General features: G+C 59.8%; 25 protein-coding genes and 1 tRNA gene. 10 read left to right on the top strand and 16 right to left on the bottom strand.

What is annotated here, in order from left to right:
- Positions 1-10: 10 nt before the first annotated feature.
- The 7 genes from hscB to trmJ all read right to left on the bottom strand — a co-directional run bounded on the left by hscB (position 11) and on the right by trmJ (position 4,861).
- Positions 11-532 (bottom strand): co-chaperone HscB, encoded by a 522-nt coding sequence (gene hscB, locus AC1MDC_RS11330; RefSeq protein WP_085699840.1) that lies wholly within the window; start codon positions 530-532, stop codon positions 11-13.
- A gap of 8 nt (positions 533-540) precedes the next feature.
- Complete coding sequence (iscA, locus tag AC1MDC_RS11325; protein WP_003227904.1) at positions 541-864, bottom strand: iron-sulfur cluster assembly protein IscA; 324 nt, start codon at positions 862-864, stop codon at positions 541-543.
- A 34-nt stretch (positions 865-898) separates the two neighbouring features.
- Entirely contained in the window at positions 899-1,285 is a 387-nt protein-coding gene (gene iscU / locus AC1MDC_RS11320; RefSeq protein ID WP_003227907.1) for a Fe-S cluster assembly scaffold IscU, read from the bottom strand.
- A gap of 101 nt (positions 1,286-1,386) precedes the next feature.
- Complete coding sequence (locus AC1MDC_RS11315) at positions 1,387-2,601, bottom strand: IscS subfamily cysteine desulfurase (RefSeq protein ID WP_064599246.1); 1,215 nt, start codon at positions 2,599-2,601, stop codon at positions 1,387-1,389.
- Positions 2,602-2,651: 50 nt separating this feature from the next.
- Complete coding sequence (gene iscR / locus AC1MDC_RS11310; protein WP_007956690.1) at positions 2,652-3,143, bottom strand: Fe-S cluster assembly transcriptional regulator IscR; 492 nt, start codon at positions 3,141-3,143, stop codon at positions 2,652-2,654.
- Between the two features lie 168 nt (positions 3,144-3,311).
- Positions 3,312-4,088 (bottom strand): serine O-acetyltransferase, encoded by a 777-nt coding sequence (cysE, locus tag AC1MDC_RS11305; RefSeq protein ID WP_085699842.1) that lies wholly within the window; start codon positions 4,086-4,088, stop codon positions 3,312-3,314.
- Between the two features lie 2 nt (positions 4,089-4,090).
- Positions 4,091-4,861, bottom strand: a complete 771-nt coding sequence (gene trmJ, locus AC1MDC_RS11300) for a tRNA (cytosine(32)/uridine(32)-2'-O)-methyltransferase TrmJ (protein WP_085699844.1) — start codon at positions 4,859-4,861, stop codon at positions 4,091-4,093.
- A 145-nt stretch (positions 4,862-5,006) separates the two neighbouring features.
- Between trmJ and suhB the strand changes: the two genes are divergently transcribed.
- Positions 5,007-5,825, top strand: a complete 819-nt coding sequence (gene suhB, locus AC1MDC_RS11295) for a type III secretion system regulator SuhB (protein ID WP_085699846.1) — start codon at positions 5,007-5,009, stop codon at positions 5,823-5,825.
- A gap of 95 nt (positions 5,826-5,920) precedes the next feature.
- On the opposite strand, the gene AC1MDC_RS11290 is transcribed toward suhB, so the two are convergent.
- From AC1MDC_RS11290 to queA, 6 genes are all read right to left on the bottom strand, one after another.
- Positions 5,921-6,469, bottom strand: coding sequence for a glycine zipper 2TM domain-containing protein (locus AC1MDC_RS11290; RefSeq protein ID WP_480393011.1), 549 nt, complete (start codon positions 6,467-6,469; stop codon positions 5,921-5,923).
- A gap of 121 nt (positions 6,470-6,590) precedes the next feature.
- Entirely contained in the window at positions 6,591-7,505 is a 915-nt protein-coding gene (secF, locus tag AC1MDC_RS11285; RefSeq protein WP_085699848.1) for a protein translocase subunit SecF, read from the bottom strand.
- A 9-nt stretch (positions 7,506-7,514) separates the two neighbouring features.
- Positions 7,515-9,386: a protein translocase subunit SecD gene (gene secD / locus AC1MDC_RS11280; protein WP_085699850.1), complete on the bottom strand. Its 1,872-nt coding sequence runs from the start codon at positions 9,384-9,386 to the stop codon at positions 7,515-7,517.
- A 64-nt stretch (positions 9,387-9,450) separates the two neighbouring features.
- Positions 9,451-9,786, bottom strand: a complete 336-nt coding sequence (yajC, locus tag AC1MDC_RS11275) for a preprotein translocase subunit YajC (RefSeq protein ID WP_065257675.1) — start codon at positions 9,784-9,786, stop codon at positions 9,451-9,453.
- Positions 9,787-9,829: 43 nt separating this feature from the next.
- Positions 9,830-10,945: a tRNA guanosine(34) transglycosylase Tgt gene (gene tgt / locus AC1MDC_RS11270; protein ID WP_161794909.1), complete on the bottom strand. Its 1,116-nt coding sequence runs from the start codon at positions 10,943-10,945 to the stop codon at positions 9,830-9,832.
- A gap of 14 nt (positions 10,946-10,959) precedes the next feature.
- The gene (queA, locus tag AC1MDC_RS11265) at positions 10,960-12,009 is read right to left on the bottom strand and encodes a tRNA preQ1(34) S-adenosylmethionine ribosyltransferase-isomerase QueA (RefSeq protein ID WP_085701759.1); all 1,050 of its coding nucleotides are present in this window, start codon (positions 12,007-12,009) and stop codon (positions 10,960-10,962) included.
- Positions 12,010-12,117: 108 nt separating this feature from the next.
- Here queA and AC1MDC_RS11260 point away from each other — a divergent pair.
- Positions 12,118-12,202, top strand: a tRNA-Leu gene (locus tag AC1MDC_RS11260).
- A gap of 93 nt (positions 12,203-12,295) precedes the next feature.
- Entirely contained in the window at positions 12,296-12,625 is a 330-nt protein-coding gene (locus AC1MDC_RS11255; RefSeq protein ID WP_480393010.1) for a hypothetical protein, read from the top strand.
- Positions 12,626-12,667: 42 nt separating this feature from the next.
- Here AC1MDC_RS11255 and AC1MDC_RS11250 read toward each other — a convergent pair whose 3' ends face one another.
- Positions 12,668-13,417 (bottom strand): hypothetical protein, encoded by a 750-nt coding sequence (locus tag AC1MDC_RS11250; protein WP_480393009.1) that lies wholly within the window; start codon positions 13,415-13,417, stop codon positions 12,668-12,670.
- A gap of 120 nt (positions 13,418-13,537) precedes the next feature.
- Here AC1MDC_RS11250 and AC1MDC_RS11245 point away from each other — a divergent pair, with 120 nt between their 5' ends.
- From AC1MDC_RS11245 to AC1MDC_RS11235, 3 genes are all read left to right on the top strand, one after another.
- A complete protein-coding gene (locus AC1MDC_RS11245) occupies positions 13,538-13,912 on the top strand; it encodes a hypothetical protein (RefSeq protein WP_085699875.1) in 375 nt (124 codons plus the stop codon).
- A gap of 110 nt (positions 13,913-14,022) precedes the next feature.
- Positions 14,023-14,769, top strand: a complete 747-nt coding sequence (locus tag AC1MDC_RS11240; RefSeq protein WP_480393008.1) for a hypothetical protein — start codon at positions 14,023-14,025, stop codon at positions 14,767-14,769.
- 70 nt (positions 14,770-14,839) lie between these two features.
- Positions 14,840-16,759: an alkaline phosphatase D family protein gene (locus tag AC1MDC_RS11235; protein WP_480393007.1), complete on the top strand. Its 1,920-nt coding sequence runs from the start codon at positions 14,840-14,842 to the stop codon at positions 16,757-16,759.
- Positions 16,760-16,810: 51 nt separating this feature from the next.
- On the opposite strand, the gene AC1MDC_RS11230 is transcribed toward AC1MDC_RS11235, so the two are convergent.
- Positions 16,811-17,983, bottom strand: a complete 1,173-nt coding sequence (locus tag AC1MDC_RS11230) for an acetylornithine/succinylornithine family transaminase (protein WP_480393006.1) — start codon at positions 17,981-17,983, stop codon at positions 16,811-16,813.
- Between the two features lie 102 nt (positions 17,984-18,085).
- Between AC1MDC_RS11230 and AC1MDC_RS11225 the strand changes: the two genes are divergently transcribed.
- The 4 genes from AC1MDC_RS11225 to AC1MDC_RS11210 all read left to right on the top strand — a co-directional run bounded on the left by AC1MDC_RS11225 (position 18,086) and on the right by AC1MDC_RS11210 (position 20,908).
- Positions 18,086-18,991: a LysR family transcriptional regulator gene (locus AC1MDC_RS11225; protein ID WP_480393005.1), complete on the top strand. Its 906-nt coding sequence runs from the start codon at positions 18,086-18,088 to the stop codon at positions 18,989-18,991.
- A 45-nt stretch (positions 18,992-19,036) separates the two neighbouring features.
- Positions 19,037-19,441, top strand: a complete 405-nt coding sequence (locus AC1MDC_RS11220) for a GNAT family N-acetyltransferase (protein ID WP_085699886.1) — start codon at positions 19,037-19,039, stop codon at positions 19,439-19,441.
- A gap of 64 nt (positions 19,442-19,505) precedes the next feature.
- Positions 19,506-20,030: a hypothetical protein gene (locus AC1MDC_RS11215; RefSeq protein WP_227233482.1), complete on the top strand. Its 525-nt coding sequence runs from the start codon at positions 19,506-19,508 to the stop codon at positions 20,028-20,030.
- Between the two features lie 173 nt (positions 20,031-20,203).
- Positions 20,204-20,908, top strand: a complete 705-nt coding sequence (locus AC1MDC_RS11210) for a hypothetical protein (RefSeq protein ID WP_227233483.1) — start codon at positions 20,204-20,206, stop codon at positions 20,906-20,908.
- A 69-nt stretch (positions 20,909-20,977) separates the two neighbouring features.
- Here the strand turns inward: AC1MDC_RS11210 and AC1MDC_RS11205 are convergent, their stop codons facing one another.
- Complete coding sequence (locus AC1MDC_RS11205) at positions 20,978-21,469, bottom strand: RidA family protein (protein WP_085699892.1); 492 nt, start codon at positions 21,467-21,469, stop codon at positions 20,978-20,980.
- Positions 21,470-21,603 lie beyond the last annotated feature (134 nt).

The raw sequence follows: 21,603 nt of genomic DNA, 5'->3' as shown, positions 1-21,603 counted from the left end.
CGGCACTGGGTTAATCGTCGAGGCGCTCTTCTAACTGGCGCACTTCGTAGGTGAGCTTGTCGAGGAACTGCATGCGCCGCATCAGGCGTTCGGCCTGTTCGCGTTGCGCTGCATCATCCCAACAGGCTGCGAAGCTTTCGTTGAGCTCTTCCTGCGCGGTTTTCAGGCGACGCTTGAAAGCCGCGACACCGTCCAGGTCGGCACTGTCCTGCAGATCTTCGAGTTCTTCGCGCCATTGCATCTGCTGCAAAAGAAACTCGGGATCGTGGACGGTGACTTCCATCGGCACTTCATGCCCGCTGATGGTCAGCAGGTAGCGTGCACGCCGGGCCGGACTCTTGAGTGTCTGGTAGGCATCGTTGAGCCGCGCAGACTGCTCGAGCGCCGACCGCTGCTCGCGCTCGGAAGCATCGGCAAAGCGGTCAGGATGAACGCCGCGCGCCAACTCGCGATAGCGCGTGGCCAACTGCTCGAGATCCAGGCGAAAGCCCGGTTGCAGCTCGAATAAAGCGAAATGACAAGGAGTACCCACGACAAGCCTCAGATGTTGAAGCTTTCGCCGCAGCCACATTCACCGCGTACGTTGGGGTTGTTGAACTTGAAGCCTTCGTTCAACCCTTCCTTGACGAAGTCGAGCTCGGTGCCGTCGAGGTAGGCCAGGCTTTTCGGGTCGATGATCACTTTCTCGCCGTGACTCTCGAACACCTGATCTTCTGCAACCACCTCGTCGACAAACTCCAGCACGTAGGCAAGGCCGGAACAGCCCGTGGTGCGAACACCCAGACGAATCCCCTCACCCTTGCCGCGCCCGTCAAGGGAGCGCCGCACGTGTCGAGCAGCCGCTTCTGTCATGCTGATAGCCATCGTTGACTCCTTACTCGTCGCCAAATCTTGAAAGTCAGATCAAGCCTTTCTTCTGCTTGTAATCGCGAACGGCGGCCTTGATGGCGTCTTCAGCGAGAACCGAGCAGTGGATTTTCACTGGCGGCAGGGCCAGTTCTTCAGCCAGCTGAGTGTTCTTGATGGTTTCAGCTTCGTCCAGGGTCTTGCCTTTCATCCACTCGGTAGCGAGGGAGCTGGAGGCGATAGCCGAACCGCAGCCGTAGGTCTTGAACTTGGCGTCTTCGATAACGCCCTGATCGTTGACCTTGATTTGCAGACGCATCACGTCGCCGCACGCCGGAGCGCCGACCATGCCGGTGCCAACGTCCGGATCTTCGGCGTTCATCTTGCCGACGTTACGCGGGTTTTCGTAGTGGTCGATGACCTTTTCGCTGTAAGCCATGATTCTCAATCCTCACTCATCAGGGCCGCTCTTGAGACCCCGCAACTGCGCTGCGTAAACCGCCGCGTCGCTACAGGATCCGTATCCGGCGGCTTCTATATTTAGTGTGCCGCCCACTCGATCTTCGAGATATCGACGCCGTCTTTGTACATGTCCCACAGCGGCGACAGAGCGCGCAGCTTGGTAACGGCCTCGCAGACTTTCTGCGCGGCGTAGTCGATTTCTTCCTCGGTGGTGAAACGGCCGAAGGTAAAACGGATCGAGCTGTGTGCCAGTTCGTCATTGCGGCCCAGGGCGCGCAGTACGTACGAAGGCTCCAGCGACGCCGAGGTGCAGGCCGAACCGGACGAAACCGCCAGATCCTTGAGCGCCATGATCAGCGACTCGCCTTCAACGTAGTTGAAGCTCAGGTTCAGGTTGTGCGGAACGCGCGCGGTGAGGCTGCCATTGACGTACAGCTCCTCCAGATGCTCGACCTGCTTGTAGAAGCGATCGCTCAATGCCTTGATGCGAACGTTTTCGGCAGCCATGTCTTCCTTGGCCACACGGAACGCTTCGCCCATGCCGACGATCTGGTGAGTCGCCAGGGTGCCGGAACGCATGCCGCGCTCATGACCGCCGCCGTGCATGGTCGCTTCAATGCGCACACGCGGCTTGCGGCTGACATACAACGCGCCGATGCCTTTAGGGCCGTAGGTCTTGTGCGCGGAGAACGACATCATGTCGACTTTCAGTTTCTGCAGGTCGATTTCGACCTTGCCGGTGGACTGAGCGGCGTCGACGTGGAACAGGATGCCTTTGGAACGGGTCAGCTCGCCGATGGCGGCAATGTCGTTGACGGTGCCGATTTCGTTGTTCACGTGCATCACCGACACCAGGATGGTGTCTTCGCGCAGCGCGGCTTCGATCATGGCCGGGGTGATCAGGCCGTCTTCGGTCGGATCGAGGTAGGTGACTTCGAAACCTTCACGCTCCAGCTGGCGCATGGTGTCGAGGACAGCCTTGTGTTCGATCTTGGAGGTGATCAGGTGCTTGCCCTTGGAGGCGTAGAAATGTGCCGCACCCTTGATTGCCAGGTTGTCGGACTCGGTGGCACCGGAGGTCCAGACGATTTCACGCGGGTCGGCGTTGACCAGGTCGGCCACCTGACGACGGGCGTTTTCGACGGACTCCTCGGCTTTCCAGCCGAACACGTGGGAACGGGACGCCGGGTTGCCGAAGTTTCCGTCGACCAGCAGGCATTCACTCATTTTTTGCGCAACGCGCGGATCGACCGGGGTGGTCGCAGAGTAATCAAGGTAAATCGGCAATTTCATGGACTATCTCCTAAATCAGGCTGGCTGGCGTGCCGCTAGCTCTCTGGCTGTCATTCGACGGCGGACGCTTCAATCTTGTCCAGGCGCGGCGCCTTGCCATTGCAACGACGCTGATCCTGACGCTGGGCCACTTCCTGCACCTCACGGCGAGTTACGAGGTCGGCCAAGCTGATACCGCTGAGAAATTCGTGAATCTGCAGGCTCAGATCGCACCACAGGTGGTGGGTCAGGCAAGTGTCACCGGAGTGGCAGTCGCCCTGGCCCTGGCATTTTGTTGCATCGACCGATTCGTTCACCGCATCGATCACCTGCGCCACCTGGATGCCCTGCATGTCGCGGGACAACTGGTAGCCACCGCCCGGACCGCGAACACTGGAAACCAGGTTGCTGCGGCGCAGCTTGGCGAAAAGCTGTTCGAGATAGGACAGGGAGATGCCTTGGCGCTCGGAGATATCGGCCAGGGACACGGGCCCGTGTTGCGCGTGCAACGCCAGGTCAAGCATGGCGGTCACGGCGTATCGGCCTTTTGTAGTCAGTCGCATGGACAATTACCACGGAGTTCGGAATGGGCGGGAGTATGCAATTCCCGAGCATTTAAGTCAACTATAAGACCTAGTGCTTTAGTCGGGTTTACCCGCAAAAGAGCGCGCGAATGATAGCAGGGTCTGCGGCCTAATGGCACACCGGTCGGCAGCAGCCCTGCAAGCACGTCAATGGAGCTTGGATTCGTCCTTGCCCTTGACGCAGGCGAAGTCTTCTTCACGCAGCTCGGGCAGATCTTTCGCACAGTAATTGCTGCCCAGATCCTTCAACGCGCCGCACATTCCCTCCAGACGCCCGTCCACCGCTTGCAGGTGATCGAGCAACTGGCCAATGGCGCGCGCCACCGGATCGGGCATGTCTTCGCTGACGCCGTAGGCATCGAAACCGATCTTTTCGGCCATCGCCTTGCGCTTGGCGTCGACCTCATCATCAGACTTGACGATGATCCGCCCCGGAATCCCCACAACAGTGGCGCCCGGAGGCACTTCCTTGGTGACCACGGCGTTGGAACCGACCTTGGCGCCAGCACCTACAGTGAACGGACCAAGCACCTTTGCGCCCGCACCCACCACAACGCCGTCACCGAGCGTCGGGTGACGCTTGCCCTTGTTCCAGCTGGTGCCACCCAGAGTCACACCCTGATAGATCGTCACGTCATCGCCGATTTCAGCGGTTTCGCCGATCACGATGCCCATGCCATGGTCAATGAAGAAGCGTCGACCGACCTTGGCGCCCGGATGGATCTCGATCCCGGTCAGCCAGCGACCGAAGTTCGACACCAGCCGCGCCAGCCATTTCAAATCGTTGCGCCAGAGCATGCCGGCCAGTCGGTGAATCCAGATTGCATGCATGCCGGGGTAGCAGGTCAGGACTTCAAAAGCGTTACGCGCCGCCGGGTCTCGGTGGAATACGCTCTGGATATCTTCACGCAAACGCTCGAACATCATTAATCCTTCCGCTTAAGGAGCTCGCCACGGGCCGCTTTCTGGGTTTCCGTGAGGATGCCACGCAAAATATTCATTTCCGCCCGGCTGACCGAGCTGCGTCCGTACAACCGGCGCAGGCGCGCCATCAAGTGCCGCGGTTTTTCCGGATCGAGGAATTCGATGGCCACCAGGGTTTGCTCAAGGTGTTCATAGAACCGCTCCAGCTCATCCATGGTCGCAAGCTCTGCGCTTTTCACGGAGGCCACTTCTTCCTTCTCGATCTTGGTCGGCTGGCCTTGTGCAGCCAGCCACGCCATGCGCACTTCATAACTCAACACCTGCACCGCCGCCCCGAGGTTCAGCGAGCTGAACCCAGGATCGGAGGGGATGTGCACGTGATAGTGACATCGCTGCAGCTCGTCATTGGTCAGGCCGGAATCTTCACGACCGAACACCAGCGCGATTTCCGCGCCCTGCCCTGCCTCCTCGACCACTTTGGTCCCGCACTCGCGCGGATCCAGCAATGGCCAGGGAATACGCCGGTCACGGGCACTGGTGCCGAGAACCAGATTGCAACCGACCAGGGCGTCTTCCAAGGTGGCGACGACTTGCGCGTTTTCAAGGATGTCGCCGGCACCCGAAGCGCGGGCATCGGCTTCGTGATGCGGAAAGACACGCGGATCAACCAGCACCAGACGCGACAGACCCATGTTTTTCATGGCGCGCGCGGTCCCGCCGATGTTTCCCGGATGGCTGGTATTGACCAGGACGACACGAATATTTTGCAGCACGGCGGGCGCTCTCGGACTCGGCAAAGGGGTGCAAATCTTACAGAACAGCCTACCGTTAAGCTATGAAAGCGAACAGCGACCTTCACCTGAAGAAAAGTTCTGATAGAATGCGCGGCTTTCTTTAACAACCTTAGGTGACACATCCATGCAGCCCATGCTGAATATCGCGCTGCGCGCCGCCCGCAGCGCCAGTGAACTGATCTTCCGCTCCATCGAGCGCCTGGATACCATCAAGGTCGACGAAAAAGACGCCAAGGATTACGTATCCGAGGTAGATCGCGCTGCCGAACAGAAAATCATCGACGCCCTGCGCAAGGCTTACCCGAATCACTCGATCATGGGTGAAGAGACTGGCCTGCACGCCGGCACCGGCATCGAAGGCGAAGAATACCTGTGGATCATCGATCCACTGGACGGCACCACCAACTTCCTGCGCGGCATTCCTCACTTCGCTGTCAGCATTGCCTGCAAATACCGCGGCCGCCTGGAACACGCCGTTGTTCTGGATCCGGTTCGTCAGGAAGAATTCACCGCCAGCCGTGGTCGCGGCGCTCAACTGAATGGTCGTCGCCTGCGTGTCAGCGGTCGCACCAGCCTTGAAGGCGCCCTGCTCGGCACCGGTTTCCCGTTCCGTGACGACCAGATGGACAACCTCGACAACTACCTTGGCATGTTCCGCGCCCTGGTTGGCCAGACTGCCGGTATCCGCCGCGCCGGTGCGGCGAGCCTGGACCTGGCTTACGTAGCCGCCGGTCGTTTCGATGCGTTTTGGGAGTCGGGTCTGTCCGAATGGGACATGGCTGCCGGCGCCCTGCTGATTCAGGAAGCAGGCGGTCTGGTGAGCGACTTCACCGGCGGTCACGACTTCCTTGAAAAAGGCCACGTCGTTGCCGGCAACACCAAATGCTTCAAGGCAGTTCTGACGGCGATCCAGCCGCACCTGCCGGCCTCGCTGAAGCGCTAAGCGTTTCGCGAAACCAAAAACACCCTTCGGGGTGTTTTTTTATGGGCATGAAAAAAGCACCTCGAAAGGTGCTTTTTCTATAAGCCATCAGCCAATCACTGACCTGGCTGGTTCTGCGACAGGATCAGCTTGCCTTCCTTGTCGACCGGAATCTGGTTGCCCGGATCACGATCCATCCGCACCTTGCCTTCCTTGCCGTCCAGCGAATACCGGACGTCATAGCCCACGACCTTGTCGTTGATGTCATTCACCGTGTTGCAGCGAGTCTGAGTCGTCGTGTAGGTATCACGCTCCTGCATACCCTCCTGAACCTTGTTACCGGCGTAACCGCCACCGACCGCACCGGCCACCGTGGCAATCTTCTTGCCGGTACCGCCACCGATCTGGTTACCCAGCAGGCCACCTGCCAGCGCACCGACCACGGTGCCGGCGATCTGGTGTTGGTCTTTCACCGGCGCCTGCCGGGTCACCGTCACATCCTTGCACACTTCACGTGGAGTCTTGATCTGTGTCTTGACCGGCTCTACCGCCAGCACTTGCGCATACTCAGGGCCGCTTTTCACCAGGCTGTAGGTGGCAACAGCACCCCCGGCAGTCACACCGACAGCACCCAATACCGCACCAACCAGCAACGACTTGTTCACATGAACCTCCTGACCATCACATGCGGGAACGCGCCCGCGCTTCTCCCAGCCTTGGAGCAAAAAAAAAGACGCGAGTTCAACTCGCGTCTTTTTTGACTGACCGCCGGGAAAACGATGACCGTTATGGACGGTCGTCGACTTCCTTCTCGGTGTTGGCCGGAGGAATGAGATCTTCAGAACTCAGGTTCAGCCAGATCAACACCACGTTCGCGATGTAGATCGACGAGTAGGTACCCGCCAGAACACCGATAAACAGGGCGATGGAGAAGCCGAACAGGTTATCGCCACCAAAGAACAGCAGCGCCGCGATCGCCAGCAGGGTGGAGATCGACGTCGCCATGGTCCGCAGCAGAGTCTGAGTTGTCGAGATGTTGATGTTCTCGATCAGCGAAGCCTTGCGCAGGACACGGAAGTTCTCACGCACCCGGTCGAATACGACGATGGTGTCGTTGAGCGAGTAGCCGATGATCGCCAGCACCGCCGCCAACACCGTCAGGTCGAAGGTGATCTGGAAAAACGACAGGATACCGATGGTCACGATCACGTCGTGGACCAGCGATACGATGGCGCCGACCGCGAACTTCCACTGAAAGCGGAAAGCCAGGTAGATCAGGATGCCGCCGAGTGCCAGCAGCATGCCGAGGCCGCCCTGGTCACGCAGCTCTTCACCGACCTGCGGGCCGACGAACTCCACGCGCTTGACGGTAGCAGGATTATCGCCGCCGACCTTTTGCAGCGCTTCTGCAACCTGATGACCCAGTTGCGGGTCTTCACCCGGCATGCGCACCAGCAGATCGGTGGTTGCACCGAAGTTCTGCACGACGGCCTCGTGGTAACCCGAAGTCACCAGCTGCTCGCGCACCTTGGTGACGTCAGCCGGACGCTCGTAGGTCAGCTCGATGAGCGTACCACCGGTGAAGTCCAGTCCCCAGTTCATGCCCTTGTGGAACACACTGAAGATGGCCAGCAAGGTCAGAAATACTGTGACGCCGAACGCAAAGTTGCGGACGCCCATGAAGTTGATTGTACGTAACATGGCAGCCCCTTAAATCCACAACTTCTTGAAGTCACGTCCGCCAAAGATCAGGTTGACCATTGCGCGGGTCACCATGATGGCCGTGAACATCGAGGTAAAGATCCCGAGGGACATGGTCACTGCAAAGCCCTTCACCGGGCCGGTGCCCATGGCGAAGAGGATGCCGCCGACCAGCAAGGTGGTCAGGTTGGCGTCAAGAATCGCAGTGAATGCCCGGCCGAAGCCTTCGTTGATTGCACGCTGCACGGTCATGCCGGCGGCGATCTCTTCACGAATCCGCGAGAAGATCAGCACGTTGGCGTCGACCGCCATACCCATGGTCAACACGATACCGGCGATACCCGGCAGGGTCAGCGTAGCCCCCAGCAGCGACATCAGCGCCAGCAGCAACACCATGTTCACTGCCAGAGCAACGGTGGCGATGACGCCGAAGAAACGGTAGATGGCGATGATGAACAGCGAGACGAACAGCATGCCCCACAGCGATGCATCGATACCCTTGGTGATGTTGTCCGCACCCAGGCTCGGGCCGATGGTGCGCTCTTCAGCGAAGTACATCGGAGCAGCCAGGCCACCGGCACGCAGCAGCAGCGCCAGCTCGGACGACTCGCCCTGACCGTTCAGGCCGGTGATACGGAACTGCGCACCCAGCGGCGACTGAATGGTCGCCAGGCTGATGATTTTCTTCTCTTCCTTGAAGGTCTGCACCGGAACGTCTTTCTCGACGCCATCAACCATTTGCTTGACGTAAGTAGTGACCGGACGCTGCTCGATGAAGATCACCGCCATGCTGCGACCGACGTTGCTGCGGGTCGCGCGGTTCATCAGATCGCCACCGTGACCATCCAGACGGATGTTCACTTCAGGCGTACCGTGCTGCGAATCAAAACCGGCCTTGGCATCAGTCACCTGGTCACCGGTGATGATCAGGCCACGCTCGATCTGGGCAGGAGGACGCTTGCCTTCACGGAACTCGAAGGTTTCGGAAGTGGCTTTCGAAGCGCCAGGTTCTGCAGCCAGACGGAACTCGAGGTTGGCGGTCTTGCCGAGGATACGCTTGGCTTCGGCAGTGTCCTGCACGCCCGGCAGCTCAACTACGATACGGTTGGCGCCCTGACGCTGGACGATCGGTTCGGCAACACCCAGCTCGTTGACGCGGTTACGTACCGTGGTCAGGTTCTGCTTGATGGAGTATTCACGGATTTCCGCCAGCTTGGCCGGGGTCATCGCCAGACGCAGCACCGGTTGACCGTTGAGGTCGGCCGGAACAATGTCGAAATCGTTGAAATTCTTGCGGATCAGCGCGCGGGCCTGTTCGCGGGAGTCAGCATCGCTGAAGCCCAACTGAATGGCGCCATTGAGTTGCGGCAGGCTGCGATAGCGCAGTTTCTCTTTGCGCAGCAGGCTCTTGACGTCGCCTTCATAGACTTTCAGGCGGGCGTCGAGGGCTTTGTCCATATCCACTTCCAGCAGGAAGTGCACACCACCGGACAAGTCCAGACCCAGCTTCATCGGGTGCGCGGCCAGGTTGCGCAACCATTGCGGGGTGGTTTGCGCCAGGTTAAGCGCGACGACGTAGTCATCACCCAATGCCTTGCGGACAACGTCCTTGGCCGGCAGCTGGTCTTCAGCCTTGGTCAGACGGATCAGACCGCCCTTGCCGTTCGCAGCCAGGCTCGAAGCCTTGACGTTGATCCCGGATTCCTTGAGCGCGGTGCTCGCGCGATCCAGATCGGCCTGATTGACCTGCAGGGCCGTGCTGGCGCCGCTGATCTGAATGGCCGGGTCATCGGGGTATAGATTCGGAGCGGAATAAATCAGACCGATCGCCAGCACCGCCAGGATCAGAATGTATTTCCACAGAGGGTATTTGTTCAGCATCACGCCGCCCGTTATGAACGCGGGGCGCCTTGCGCGCCCCGTCGATTGAGTAGAAGTTGGAACCTTAGATCGCTTTCAGCGTGCCTTTTGGCAGCGTGGCGGCGATGGCGCCCTTCTGGAACTTCATTTCCACGGTGTCGGAAACTTCCAGAACCACGAAGTCATCGGCCACTTTGGTGATCTTGCCGGCGATGCCGCCGGTGGTGACCACTTCGTCGCCCTTCTGCAGGCTGTTCAGCAGGTTCTTCTGCTCTTTGGCGCGCTTGGCCTGTGGACGCCAGATCATCAGGTAGAAGATGACCAGGAAGCCGACCAGGAAAATCCACTCGAAGCCGCCGCCCATAGGCGCTGCAGCCGGTGCAGCCGCGTCAGCCATGGCATTAGAGATAAAAAAGCTCATTTAGCACTCCAGTTGCAAATGTTGAATCTTGGGGTCAGAAAACTCAGTCCAAAGGCGGAACGGGAAGCCCGCGTTTGGCGTAGAAGGCATCGACAAAGGCGGCCAATGTACCCTGTTGAATAGCCTCGCGCAAACCAGCCATCAGCACCTGATAATGGCGCAAATTGTGGATGGTATTGAGCATGCTGCCGAGCATTTCGCCGCACTTGTCCAGATGATGCAGATAAGCACGGGAGAAGTTCTGGCAGGTATAGCAATCGCAGGTCGGATCCAGAGGCGAATCATCATGGCGATGGAACGCGTTACGGATCTTCAGCACGCCTGTATCAATGAACAGATGCCCGTTGCGGGCATTACGGGTTGGCATCACGCAATCGAACATGTCCACACCGCGGCGCACACCCTCAACCAGATCTTCCGGTTTGCCAACGCCCATAAGGTAACGAGGTTTGTCAGCCGGCATCATGCCCGGCAGGTAGTCCAGCACCTTGATCATTTCGTGCTTGGGCTCGCCCACCGACAGACCACCGATGGCCAGGCCGTCGAAGCCGATCTTGTCCAGGCCTTCCAGCGAGCGCATGCGCAGGTCCTGGTGCATGCCGCCCTGGACGATGCCGAACAGCGCCGCCGTGTTGTCGCCGTGGGCGTTCTTCGAACGCTGGGCCCAGCGCAGCGACAGCTCCATAGACACTCGGGCGACGTCTTCGTCAGCCGGGTACGGCGTGCATTCGTCGAAGATCATCACGATGTCCGAGCCCAGATCGCGCTGAACCTGCATCGACTCTTCCGGGCCCATGAACACTTTCGAGCCGTCGACCGGGGAGGCGAAGGTCACGCCCTCCTCCTTGATCTTGCGCATGGCGCCGAGGCTGAACACCTGGAAACCGCCGGAGTCGGTCAGGATCGGGCCTTTCCACTGCATGAAATCGTGCAGGTCGCCGTGCTCCTTGATCACTTCGGTGCCCGGACGCAGCCACAGGTGGAAGGTGTTGCCCAGAATGATCTCCGCGCCGGTGGCGACGATGTCACGCGGCAACATGCCCTTGACCGTGCCGTAGGTGCCCACCGGCATGAAGGCCGGGGTCTCGACGGTGCCACGCGGGAAGGTCAGACGACCGCGACGAGCCTTGCCATCGGTGGCAAGCAGCTCAAACGACATACGGCATTGGCGACTCATAGTGTTTCCTCAGGGCCACGTGGTGCGGGATTACGGGTAATGAACATCGCATCACCGTAGCTGAAAAAGCGGTATTGGTTGTCGACGGCAGCTTTGTAGGCGGCCATGGTCTCGGGATAACCGGCAAACGCCGAAACCAGCATCAACAGCGTGGATTCGGGCAAATGGAAATTGGTGACCAGCGCATCGACCACATGGAACGGCCGGCCCGGGAAGATAAAGATGTCGGTGTCGCCGCTGAACGGCTTGAGCACGCCGTCGCGGGCGGCGCTTTCCAGCGAACGCACGCTGGTGGTGCCGACAGCAATCACTCGACCGCCACGGGCGCGACAGGCCGCGACCGCATCGACCACTTCCTGACCGACTTCCAGCCATTCAGTGTGCATGTGGTGATCTTCGATCTTCTCGACGCGCACTGGCTGGAACGTACCCGCGCCAACGTGCAGCGTGACGAACGCAGTCTCGACGCCCTTGGCGGCGATCGCGTCCATCAGCGTCTGATCAAAATGCAGCCCGGCGGTCGGTGCCGCCACGGCGCCGAGCTTCTCGGCATACACGGTCTGATAGCGCTCGCGATCCGAACCTTCGTCCGGGCGATCTATATAAGGAGGCAACGGCATATGCCCGACGCGATCAAGCAGCGGCAGCACTTCTTCGGCAAACCCTAGTTCGAACAGCGCATCGTGACGCGCCAGCATCTCGGCTTCACCGCCGCCATCGATCAGGATCTTCGAACCCGGTTTCGGCGACTTGCTGGAACGCACATGAGCCAGCACGCGGTGGGAATCGAGCACGCGCTCGATGAGGATTTCCAGCTTGCCGCCGGACTCCTTCTGCCCGAACAGGCGCGCCGGAATCACCCGGGTATTGTTGAACACCATCAGATCGCCGGGGCGCAAATGCTCCAGCAGATCAGTGAATTGACGGTGTGCCAGGGCGCCGCTGACCCCATCCAGGGTCAACAGGCGACTACCGCGACGCTCGGCCAAAGGATGGCGGGCAATCAGCGAATCAGGAAGCTCGAAGGTAAAGTCAGCAACGCGCATGATGGGGTTCGTCTAGCAGGGCCGGAAAGTCTAGCGGAAATATCGAAAATTGACCATGAAACGTGATTGACCAACGGTAGGCACCTCTCTATACTTCGCCGCCATTGAGCCCTGATGGCGGAATTGGTAGACGCGGCGGATTCAAAATCCGTTTTCGAAAGGAGTGGGAGTTCGAGTCTCCCTCGGGGCACCAAAATCAAGAAAGGTCTTGCTTAGCAAGGCCTTTTTTTTCGTCTGCCGGAAAGTGCCGCTGGCCCTCCGGCGAGATCTGACACAGGTTCACCCCATGGAAACGTCACTGGAAACCGTCGCCCTGTTCTCCCTGAAACTCGCTTACGAGGAAGAAGGCCTGAGCCCGATTCTGCGCGATGACCTGGTCATGGGCGATTATCAGAAAGACGTGTTCGAACTGCTGGTGCGCCGGGGTGATGTCCAGACGATTCAGTTCAAGATGCACGAGTGCCTGGCGCTGGCGATGGATGCCTTGGGTGGCGTCGAGAAACCATTGGGGCGGGAACTGCAGAAATTGTCGACCGACTTCCGCCAGGCGCAATCGCTGGAGCAGCTGGATCAGCCGCTCCTCGCGCTCAAGGGTTATCTCAAGGACATTCTGTAATTAAGACGCGCGATCCGGAGAAACGGGGCGACTGCTTTGCAGTCAGCGCCGAGCCTTCAACACCCGAACATCCGTCGCAAAACCGTCTGCACCGACCATTTTCTTCCAGCCCACATACTGGAATTCGCCCCGCCCATCGATGTAATCACCCTTCTCCACCGACCTGCCGCCGACGATCGCCACGCGTTTTTCCTCACCACAGCCGCCATCCGACGGCCGAACGGTGTAGATCACATACGGCTTCACATATTGCGTGGCGCGAAAGTATTGGCCGCAGACTTCATCGACGGTAATCAGCATGGTTTTCAGGCGTGCTTCACCGCCCGTGTCTTCGTGGAGTTTGAGGAAGGAAATTTCGCCGACATCGCTGAAGCCGAGCGAACGGGCGCGTTGGTATTCGGGGGAGTTCTGGTGGGCGATGCGGCCTTGCTCGGCGGCCTGGTTCATTCTGTCGGCGAACTCGGCTTTGCCACAGGCAATCATCGCATCGGCCTCGGCCGCCACGTTTTCGCATTGAGCGAATTCCCGCGAGGCGAGGTATTGGGGAGGCAGGTTCGTGCGGCGTTCATTCATGCTCCCCAGGCTGTTCTCCAGATCGCCCATCACCTCAAAGGCGCCGGATACACGACCGCTCTGGACGTCGGCCATTTTTTCCTGCATGCGCTGACAGTTGGCAAGGTAATACTTCCAGCTGTTTTCCGGGTGCTCTTTCCAGGCGGCGAATGCCGGAGTCATGGCGCTGGCGAAAGTGATTGCGCACAGCAGACGCAGAGCAGGGGCGACTTTTGACATGAGTAGTCCATTACAGGAATCAGGAGAGTGGCGCGAAGCTACTATTTTGCTATCGTGCCGTCCACTGTCGCCAGGCTTATCAAATGCATGCAACGCGACTGATTCAAAAGGATGAATTCGATGGATGGTGTGATTGCCTTAATGGCTTGGGCCGGCATGTGGGTGTGGGTTGTCCGGCAACGCGGCGCGTGGAATCTGCTTCTCGCCAATGTGCTGGGCGCAGCCAGCGGCATGGTGGTGGCTGTGACGGTCAGCGAGCTCTGTATCGGCCTGTTCGGATCAACCCGACCGCCGATTTACGGCGTCATGGGCATATTGCTGGAAATAATGGCAACGGTTGCCACGCTGGTGGGTGTCTGGATGCTGGTTGCCCGTCGCTCGCAGGCTGAACACCCCGCCATGCGTCAGCTTCAAGGCGCCGCATGCGGCATGGGGGCGTGCTTGGCGGCAATCATATTGTTTGCAATCATCAATTCACCCAAAAACGGCATGTAAATGTCTTCGTGGCGTCAGACTTCCATTTTGGTATCTTGCCGCCCCATCGTCGGGACTCATTCTGCGCGACGCACTGTTTTCAGGTTTTTGCAGGTTAAGGAAAGGATCGAATGGAGTTTCTGCGTTTTCTGGCATTTGTCGCGGCCTGGGGTTTGATGTGGCGCTGGGTGGTGAAAAACCGCGGCAGCTGGCATTTGTTTTACGCCAACCTAGTCGGTGTAGCGGGCGGTTTCATTGTTTCGATGGTGGTGCTGGCGATCACTTTTTCGCTGTTCCCGTCGGCGCATCGCTACGAAACTGCGCAGACTGAAAACGTCGTGGCACAGCAAGAAGCCGAGCCGACCTCGTTGCTGCCGGAAGCCGAAGCGGTCGCAAGCCCTGCTGTGCTGAAAGACGCACCGGTGTTTGCCGCTATCGAGCCGGATAACAAGCCTTCTCCAGCGGATTCCGCATTGCTGCCGAACTACGCCAGTCGCGCCCCGAAGACGATGTCGGTGCAAACCGTGATCGACCAGAGTGACGATCAGGGGCGCAAGGCCCTGACGGCGCTGAGCAAAAAATCGCGCGCCGACGCCCAGGGCGACAAATCAATGCTCGCGTATGTGATGTGCAGCCCGTTTGTGACCAGCACCTTGCGCTTCCCCGCTTCTGCCCGGTTTGCCGACAGCAAAAGCCTCACGCCACAGCGCTTCAAGGATCAGATTTACTCGTTCAGCAACACCGTCACCGCACGGAACATGAATGGCGACGATGTGACGTACCGCTTCGACTGCTCCGTAAAGGAACAGCCAAGCGTCGACGCGACACCTGCCGAATGGCGCCTGCTGGCGCTGAAGCTGGAAAAAGCCGGCGCTTAAGCCTGGTTTAAGGGTTCAAGGCGCCGGCTGCGCTATCATCGCCGGCCTGTGTGCCTTGAGCTTTTCCCCAATGCCTGCGACACCTGATGACCTGAGCCCGTTGCCTGCTGTTCTGGCCGGGCCACTGCTGCGCCGACTGGAACCGACGCGCCTGGTGCTTTGGCTGGTCGGCAGCCGCGAGCTGTCGCTGACCTTGCGCCTGCAAGGCGTAGGAGATATTCCACTGGATGCCGGGAAATGCACTGTCATTCCTGTGGGCACCGGGGCGTTTGTCCACCTGATCGACGTTGCGCTGGAAACCGCCCTGCCCTGCGACACCCGCATCGACTACGACCTGTTGATCGATGGCCAGCAGCCCATCGCCGACTGGGCGCCACACCTGCTCTACGACAACGCCACCGGCCCGAACTTCGTCCTGCGCTCGCGCATCGACCAGTTGCTCCACGGTTCCTGCCGCAAGCCGCATCACCCGGCCGCCGACGGTCTGCTCTGCGTTGACCGGTTGCTGGCCGCCGAAACTGATCCGCAGCAGCGCCCCGCGCTGTTGATGATGAGTGGTGATCAGGTTTACGCCGATGACGTGGCCGGTCCGATGCTGCGGGCAATTCATGCCCTGATCGAGCGCCTCGGCCTCTTTGGTGAGCACCTCGAAGGCGCGGTGGTCAGCGACAGCGCGAAGCTCTACGAACACCCGGCCAGTTACTACCACCGTGCGGATTTACTGCCGGCACTGGAAAGTAACGAGACACTGCGCGAGCGTTTCTTCGGGGGTGCGCGCAAGCCGATCTTCACCAGCAGCAGCGCCGACAATCACCTCGTGACGTTTGCCGAAGTGATGGCGATGTATTTGCTGGTGTGGTCGCCAACCCCTTGGGCACTGGTCAATCCGCAACCGCCAGCGCTGACGCCTGAACGCCTCAAGCGCTATAACCTCGAGCAGACCCGCATTGACGGGTTCAAGGCCGGACTCGGCCAGGTTGCCCGGGCGTTGGCGCACTTGCCGAGCCTGATGATTTTCGATGACCACGACATCACCGACGACTGGAACCTGTCCGCGCAATGGGAGGAAACGGCCTACGGCCACCCGTTCTCCAAACGCATCATCGGCAACGCGCTGATCGCCTACATGTTGTGTCAGGGCTGGGGCAACCATCCGGATGCATTCAGCGCAGTGCTGGAGAAAACCCGAGGCCTGAGCGCGAGCGGTGACGATCGCTACCTCGACGCGCCCGTGCAGGACGCATTGATCGAGGAACTGCTGCGTTTTCAGCAATGGCATTTCGTATTGCCGACCAGCCCGGCGCTGGTGGTACTCGATACCCGCACCCGACGCTGGCGCAGCGAAATGGCGCTCAAGCAACCGTCGGGTCTGCTGGACTGGGAAGCTCTGAGCGAACTGCAGCAGGAACTGCTCGACCACCCTTCGGCGATCATCGTTTCGCCGGCACCGATCTTCGGTGTGAAGCTGATCGAAACCGTGCAACGAGTCTTCAGCTGGTGCGGTTATCCCCTGCTGGTGGACGCGGAAAACTGGATGGCCCATCGCGGCGCGGCCCAGGTGATCCTGAACATTTTCCGACACTCACGTACACCGGGCAGTTACGTGGTGCTGTCAGGCGACGTGCATTATTCCTTCGTCTACGAAGTCCTGATCCGACATCGCAAGGCCGGCCCGCGCATCTGGCAGATCACCAGCAGCGGCATCAAAAACGAATTCCCGCCGACCCTGCTGGAATGGTTCGACCGCCTCAACCGCTGGCTCTACTCGCCGCGCTCACCGCTCAACTGGCTGACCAAACGCCGCCGCATGCGCATCGTGCCTTACGTGCCCGAGCACGCCGAAGCGGGTGAACGCCTGTGGAATTCGGCGGGGATCGGCCAGGTGTTTTTCAATCAACAGGGACAGCCGAACGACATCATTCAGCACAACGCGAACGGCGCACCGAAGACCCGAATGCTGGCGCCGGATTTGTCGGACTACCCTGATTAAAAAAAATGGCTGCCGAAAAAACGGCAGCCATTTCAGACGCGACCGCGACAATCAGCTTTCGCCCAGCACCCGAGCCACCCCTCTGACAATCATCCCCACCTCCCGCTCATCAATCGTCAGCGGCGGCAGCAGCCGGATCGTCTTGCCGCGAGTGACGTTGATCAGCAGTCCATGATCCCGCGCGGCAATCAGTGTCAGGTCGCGGACCGGCTGTTTGAGTTCGATGCCGATCATCAGCCCTCGCCCGCGAATCGCGAGCACATTCGGATTGTCCGCCAGCTCTGCACGCAAACGGGTCAGCAGGCGCTCGCCCTGAACCCTGGCATTTTCCAGCAGGCCCTGTTCCTCGATGATCTCCAGGACCGTGCAACCAACCCGGCACGCCAGTGGATTGCCGCCGAAGGTGCTGCCATGGCTGCCGGGGGTGAACAGATCCGCCGCCCGGCCCCGTGCCAGGCAGGCGCCGATCGGCACGCCGTTGCCCAGGCCCTTGGCGAGGGTCATGACGTCGGGAACGATGCCTTCGTGCTGGAACGCAAACCAGCGACCGGTGCGGCCGATGCCGGTCTGAATCTCGTCAAGCATCAACAGCCAGGCGTGGCGATTGCACAATTCACGCAGGGCTTTGAGGTAGCCGGGCGGCGCCAGTTGCACGCCGCTTTCACCCTGAATCGGTTCGACCAGAATCGCCACGATCCGCTGGCCATGTTTGCGCTGCACTTGCTCCAGCGCCTGAAGATCGCCGAACGGCACTTTGATGAAATCCCCGGGCAAGTCATTGAAACCCAGGCGCACCGCCGGCCCATCGCTGGCGGACAGGGTGCCGAGGGTACGCCCATGAAATGCATTGGCCATCACCACCACCAGCGGCTGTTCGATGCCTTTGCGCCAGCCGTACAGGCGCGCCAGTTTCAGCGCGGTTTCGTTGGCCTCGGCACCGGAATTGTTGAAGAACGCTCGCTCCATCCCCGCCAGCCGCGTCAGCTTCTGCGCCAGCGACTGTTGCCAGTCGATGCTGTAGAGGTTGGAAGTGTGCAGCAGCAATCCCGCCTGCTCGCTGATTGCCGACACGATGCGCGGGTGCGAGTGGCCGACATTGGTCACCGCCACACCCGCCACCGCGTCCAGGTATTCGCGACCCGCCTGATCCCAGAGTCGGGTGCCCAGGCCTTTGATGAAGCTCAAGTCCAGCGGTTGGTAGGTGTTCATCAGGGCGGCGGTCATGTCGGCAAACTCCAGCGAGGTGAGAGGTGCTGGCAGTATGGTTATCCACCTGAACTGGATAAACTCGACAAAACTTCAATCATTTAAAAGCCGGGCTTGATAATGGATTTGTTCCAGTCGATGAGCGTGTACGTCAAGGTTGTGGAGTCCGGCAGCATGACGGCGGCCGCGCTGCAGTGCGAAATGTCCACGACCATGGTGGGCAATCACCTGCGTGCACTGGAGCAACGGCTCGGCGTGCAACTGCTGCAACGCACCACCCGCCGTCAGCGGCTGACCGAATTTGGCAGCGTTTACTACCAGCGCTGCCTCGAAGTGTTAGGTCTGGTCGCCGACTCCGAACGGCTCGCCGAACAGACGCTGGATGAACCGCGCGGCATTCTGCGGGTTACTGCGCCGCTGACCTTTGGTGTCGAACGCCTGGCCCCGGCGCTCAGTGAGTTTTCCCTGCAATGCCCGCAGGTCAAACTCGACGTGATCCTGACCAACCGCCGCCCGGATCTGCTGGAAAGCGGTCTCGACGTGGCCTTCCGACTGGGCTACTTCGACCAGTCCAACCTGATCGCCCGCCCCCTCATCGACTACACCCTGACGGTATGCGCCTCTCCGGAATACGTGGCCCGACGCGGCATGCCGCTCACCCCTGAGGAACTGCGCCAGCACGATTGCCTGTCGTTCGCCTACCCCGCCGGTGACGACTGGCAATCGGTGGAAAAACAGTGGCGCCTCAGCGGTCCGGACGGAGAAATCATGGTCGACGTCAAAGGCCCGATGCTGATCAACAGCTCCGCCGGCCTGCATCAGGCCGCGCGCACCGGCATGGGCATCGTGATGCTGCCGGACGCGCTGGTGGAGCAGGACCTGCGCGACGGCCGACTGGTCGTCGTGATGCCGGACTACCAGCCGCCAAACCGCCCGATGCATCTGCTCTACGCGCCGGATCGCTACCGGCTGCCGAAACTGCGTCGCTTCGTCGAGTTCGCCATGCAGATGTGGGGCAGACCGTAAGCAACGCGACTACTGTTGGAAATACACCAGGGACGGGATCAACGAATGAACAAAGACATTTCAATACGCGACCTCCTGCCCACGGAAGTGGAGGCGGCAAGGCAGTTTCTCGAGCGGCACGGCTGGGGCCACCGCACCGGCACCGCCGAGCATTTCGCCCAGCTCATCCAGAACTCCCAACGCACCGCCGTTGCATTGAGCGGCCAGCAGATTGTCGGTTTCGCCCGAGGCCTCACCGATGGTTTGTCCAACGGTTACCTGTCGATGGTAGTGGTCGACGGGCAACATCGGCGCGCGGGCATCGGGCGGGCGCTGGTTGAACATGTGATGGGCGACAACACCGACATCACCTGGGTCCTGCGTGCCGGGCGCGAAGGTGCGGAGGCATTTTTTGCCAGCCTGGGGTTTGAAACATCGGTGATCGCAATGGAGCGTTTGCGGTTGAAATAGCCGACGGTTGCCGTGACCCCGGCTATGCTCCACCCTCCTCCTTTTCCAGCATGGATGCTGCGCAATGCTCACGATTCTGCAAAACACCCCGTTGCGGGTTTACCTGATTCTTCTGCTGGTGGTCTGTCTCGGTATCAAGGCATTTTCTCCTCGCCGTGAAAGCCGCGCCTCAATGCTCATAACACCCCCGGCGTTTCTCGCGTGGTCGCTGTACTGCGTGAATCTGACGATCAACCCGGTCTTGTTTTTGAGCATCTGGTTCGGTTCGCTTATGTTGGGTGGAATCTCGGCCTGGCTGGTGTTCTCCCGGCGGGGCGTAGTGCTCGACGACTCCGCGACCGGGCTGATCATGCCCGGCACGGTAAAAACCCTGATCATGTATTTGATGTTCTTTTTCGCAAACTACTACTTCAATTATCAGCATGACGTGCATCCGGAGCTTTCCTCCTCCCCCGACCTGCTGCTGCTCAAGTCCGGTATTGCAGGTTTCATGTGCGGCCTGATCGGTACCCGCTCGTTGAAGCTCTACTGGTCGCTGCGTGACCTGGCGTCCCGGCGGTTGCCGATAAATGCCGTCGCCAATGAATAACGCAGGGCGCTCGCGGTGCCTGGTTACCCATCAGAAAACATCAGGATAAATAATCGGCACCGCCGGCCCCTTGCTCCGTGACAACGCCGCCGCGCTCCCCTAAATTAGTCGGCCTGAAAAAGCCTTCAGCGCTTTCTCGTCTCATCTCAAGTTAAAAAAGTAGTGAAATTTCAATGTCCGATTTCAACACCGCTGAATCCGTAGTCACTCTGTCGTCCAAAGCGGAATACGAAAACTCCATCAATCTTTCACAACACATTCCACAAGCGAAGATCATCAGCGAGATGGTGCTCGACGCGTTTCAATCGACCCGCGAGAGCGAGCAGATCCGCGAACTGCGTGCCGCGATCCGTCAGGCTCACGATCGCTTCGATGACGATCAGGCCTACGAGCTGATGGGTCAGCTCAAGCGCCTGAAGGACGCCGAGGCCGCCGACATCGCCGCCCTCGAAGACCTCAGCAGCAAATTCCCGATCAGCCGCATCCTGTCCAGCTTCAAGGACGATCCGGCGTTCCAGGAAATCGTCTACGGCCTGGCCCTCAAAGTGCTGAACCAGACCCATCAAGCGATCAGCAACCCGAGCGGCGGCAAGGGCAAAGCCGCACGCGCCAAGAAAGACGTCGAAGTATTCAGCATCAGCAAGGACGGCATCAGCGTGACCTTGCCGATGCGCACACCACGTTCGCGCCTGAGCGTGGATCGCGAGGCGCTGGAATTCCTCGGTTTCACCTTCGTCGGTGAAGGCGATGAGGCGGAAATCGAAGGCGAAACGTTCGTCGACAACGCTGGCACCGAGCACGCGATCAACCGCAAGAACATCATCACCGCCCTGCAACAGCAGACCGCGTTCGACGGTTACAGCATCGCCGCCCAGTAATACCGGCGCTGACGAAAAAGCCCCGCTCTGAAATTCAGGCGGGGCTTTTTGTTGGGCTCTGATTGGCGATTATGCCGATGGGTGCACGGCGGCAATCATGTCGACTTCGATGGCTGCATTCTTCGGCAACTGATAAACGCCGACGGTGGTGCGAGTGTGACGCCCGACATCGCCCAACACATAACTGAATACATCCGAAGCGCCGTTGGCGACTTCGCTGAGGTCAACGAAATCCGGCGTGGACTTCACGTACACCGTGACCCGCAACAACGCCCTGACCTTGTCCAGCGAACCGACTGCATCGACGATGAACGCCAGGCAACGCATGGCGCTGATGCTCGCGGCGGCTTGCGCATCCTTGAGCGTCAGCTCCAGCCCGACCCGGCCGGGATACTGAATCTTGCCCTCGGTGCGCGGCACCATGCCACTGATGTACAGCTCATCGCGATGACGCACCAGCGGCGCGTAATTGCCGCCCACCGTGTTCTCGCCATTGATGTCGTAATTCAGCTCTTTTGCAAGGGCAATGAAGCGCTCGTCGCAGGTCATCCTCTCAGTCATTTCGCCCAGCCTCTTGATCGATGCATGTCGTTGGATCCGAATCTAGGGCTTTTGCCTACCGACCGCAACCTGTCGATTTCGAGCGAGTCGCTTCGGGAGAATGGCTGGTTACCGCGCCCTTTCGGGAGAAGGTC

Source organism: Pseudomonas sp. 1, assembly GCF_056626735.1.
This window is presented reverse-complemented; position numbering and strand designations above follow the sequence as displayed.

Coding starts and splice junctions, on each gene's coding strand:
- iscA (WP_003227904.1), bottom strand. CDS start 864: ATGGCTATCAGCATGACAGAAGCGGCTGCTCGACACGTGCGGCGCTCC.
- iscU (WP_003227907.1), bottom strand. CDS start 1,285: ATGGCTTACAGCGAAAAGGTCATCGACCACTACGAAAACCCGCGTAAC.
- AC1MDC_RS11315 (WP_064599246.1), bottom strand. CDS start 2,601: ATGAAATTGCCGATTTACCTTGATTACTCTGCGACCACCCCGGTCGAT.
- iscR (WP_007956690.1), bottom strand. CDS start 3,143: ATGCGACTGACTACAAAAGGCCGATACGCCGTGACCGCCATGCTTGAC.
- cysE (WP_085699842.1), bottom strand. CDS start 4,088: ATGTTCGAGCGTTTGCGTGAAGATATCCAGAGCGTATTCCACCGAGAC.
- suhB (WP_085699846.1), top strand. CDS start 5,007: ATGCAGCCCATGCTGAATATCGCGCTGCGCGCCGCCCGCAGCGCCAGT.
- secF (WP_085699848.1), bottom strand. CDS start 7,505: ATGTTACGTACAATCAACTTCATGGGCGTCCGCAACTTTGCGTTCGGC.
- secD (WP_085699850.1), bottom strand. CDS start 9,386: ATGCTGAACAAATACCCTCTGTGGAAATACATTCTGATCCTGGCGGTG.
- yajC (WP_065257675.1), bottom strand. CDS start 9,786: ATGAGCTTTTTTATCTCTAATGCCATGGCTGACGCGGCTGCACCGGCT.
- tgt (WP_161794909.1), bottom strand. CDS start 10,945: ATGTCGTTTGAGCTGCTTGCCACCGATGGCAAGGCTCGTCGCGGTCGT.
- queA (WP_085701759.1), bottom strand. CDS start 12,009: ATGCGCGTTGCTGACTTTACCTTCGAGCTTCCTGATTCGCTGATTGCC.
- AC1MDC_RS11255 (WP_480393010.1), top strand. CDS start 12,296: ATGGAAACGTCACTGGAAACCGTCGCCCTGTTCTCCCTGAAACTCGCT.
- AC1MDC_RS11250 (WP_480393009.1), bottom strand. CDS start 13,417: ATGTCAAAAGTCGCCCCTGCTCTGCGTCTGCTGTGCGCAATCACTTTC.
- AC1MDC_RS11245 (WP_085699875.1), top strand. CDS start 13,538: ATGGATGGTGTGATTGCCTTAATGGCTTGGGCCGGCATGTGGGTGTGG.
- AC1MDC_RS11240 (WP_480393008.1), top strand. CDS start 14,023: ATGGAGTTTCTGCGTTTTCTGGCATTTGTCGCGGCCTGGGGTTTGATG.
- AC1MDC_RS11235 (WP_480393007.1), top strand. CDS start 14,840: ATGCCTGCGACACCTGATGACCTGAGCCCGTTGCCTGCTGTTCTGGCC.
- AC1MDC_RS11230 (WP_480393006.1), bottom strand. CDS start 17,983: ATGACCGCCGCCCTGATGAACACCTACCAACCGCTGGACTTGAGCTTC.
- AC1MDC_RS11225 (WP_480393005.1), top strand. CDS start 18,086: ATGGATTTGTTCCAGTCGATGAGCGTGTACGTCAAGGTTGTGGAGTCC.
- AC1MDC_RS11220 (WP_085699886.1), top strand. CDS start 19,037: ATGAACAAAGACATTTCAATACGCGACCTCCTGCCCACGGAAGTGGAG.
- AC1MDC_RS11215 (WP_227233482.1), top strand. CDS start 19,506: ATGCTCACGATTCTGCAAAACACCCCGTTGCGGGTTTACCTGATTCTT.
- AC1MDC_RS11210 (WP_227233483.1), top strand. CDS start 20,204: ATGTCCGATTTCAACACCGCTGAATCCGTAGTCACTCTGTCGTCCAAA.
- AC1MDC_RS11205 (WP_085699892.1), bottom strand. CDS start 21,469: ATGACTGAGAGGATGACCTGCGACGAGCGCTTCATTGCCCTTGCAAAA.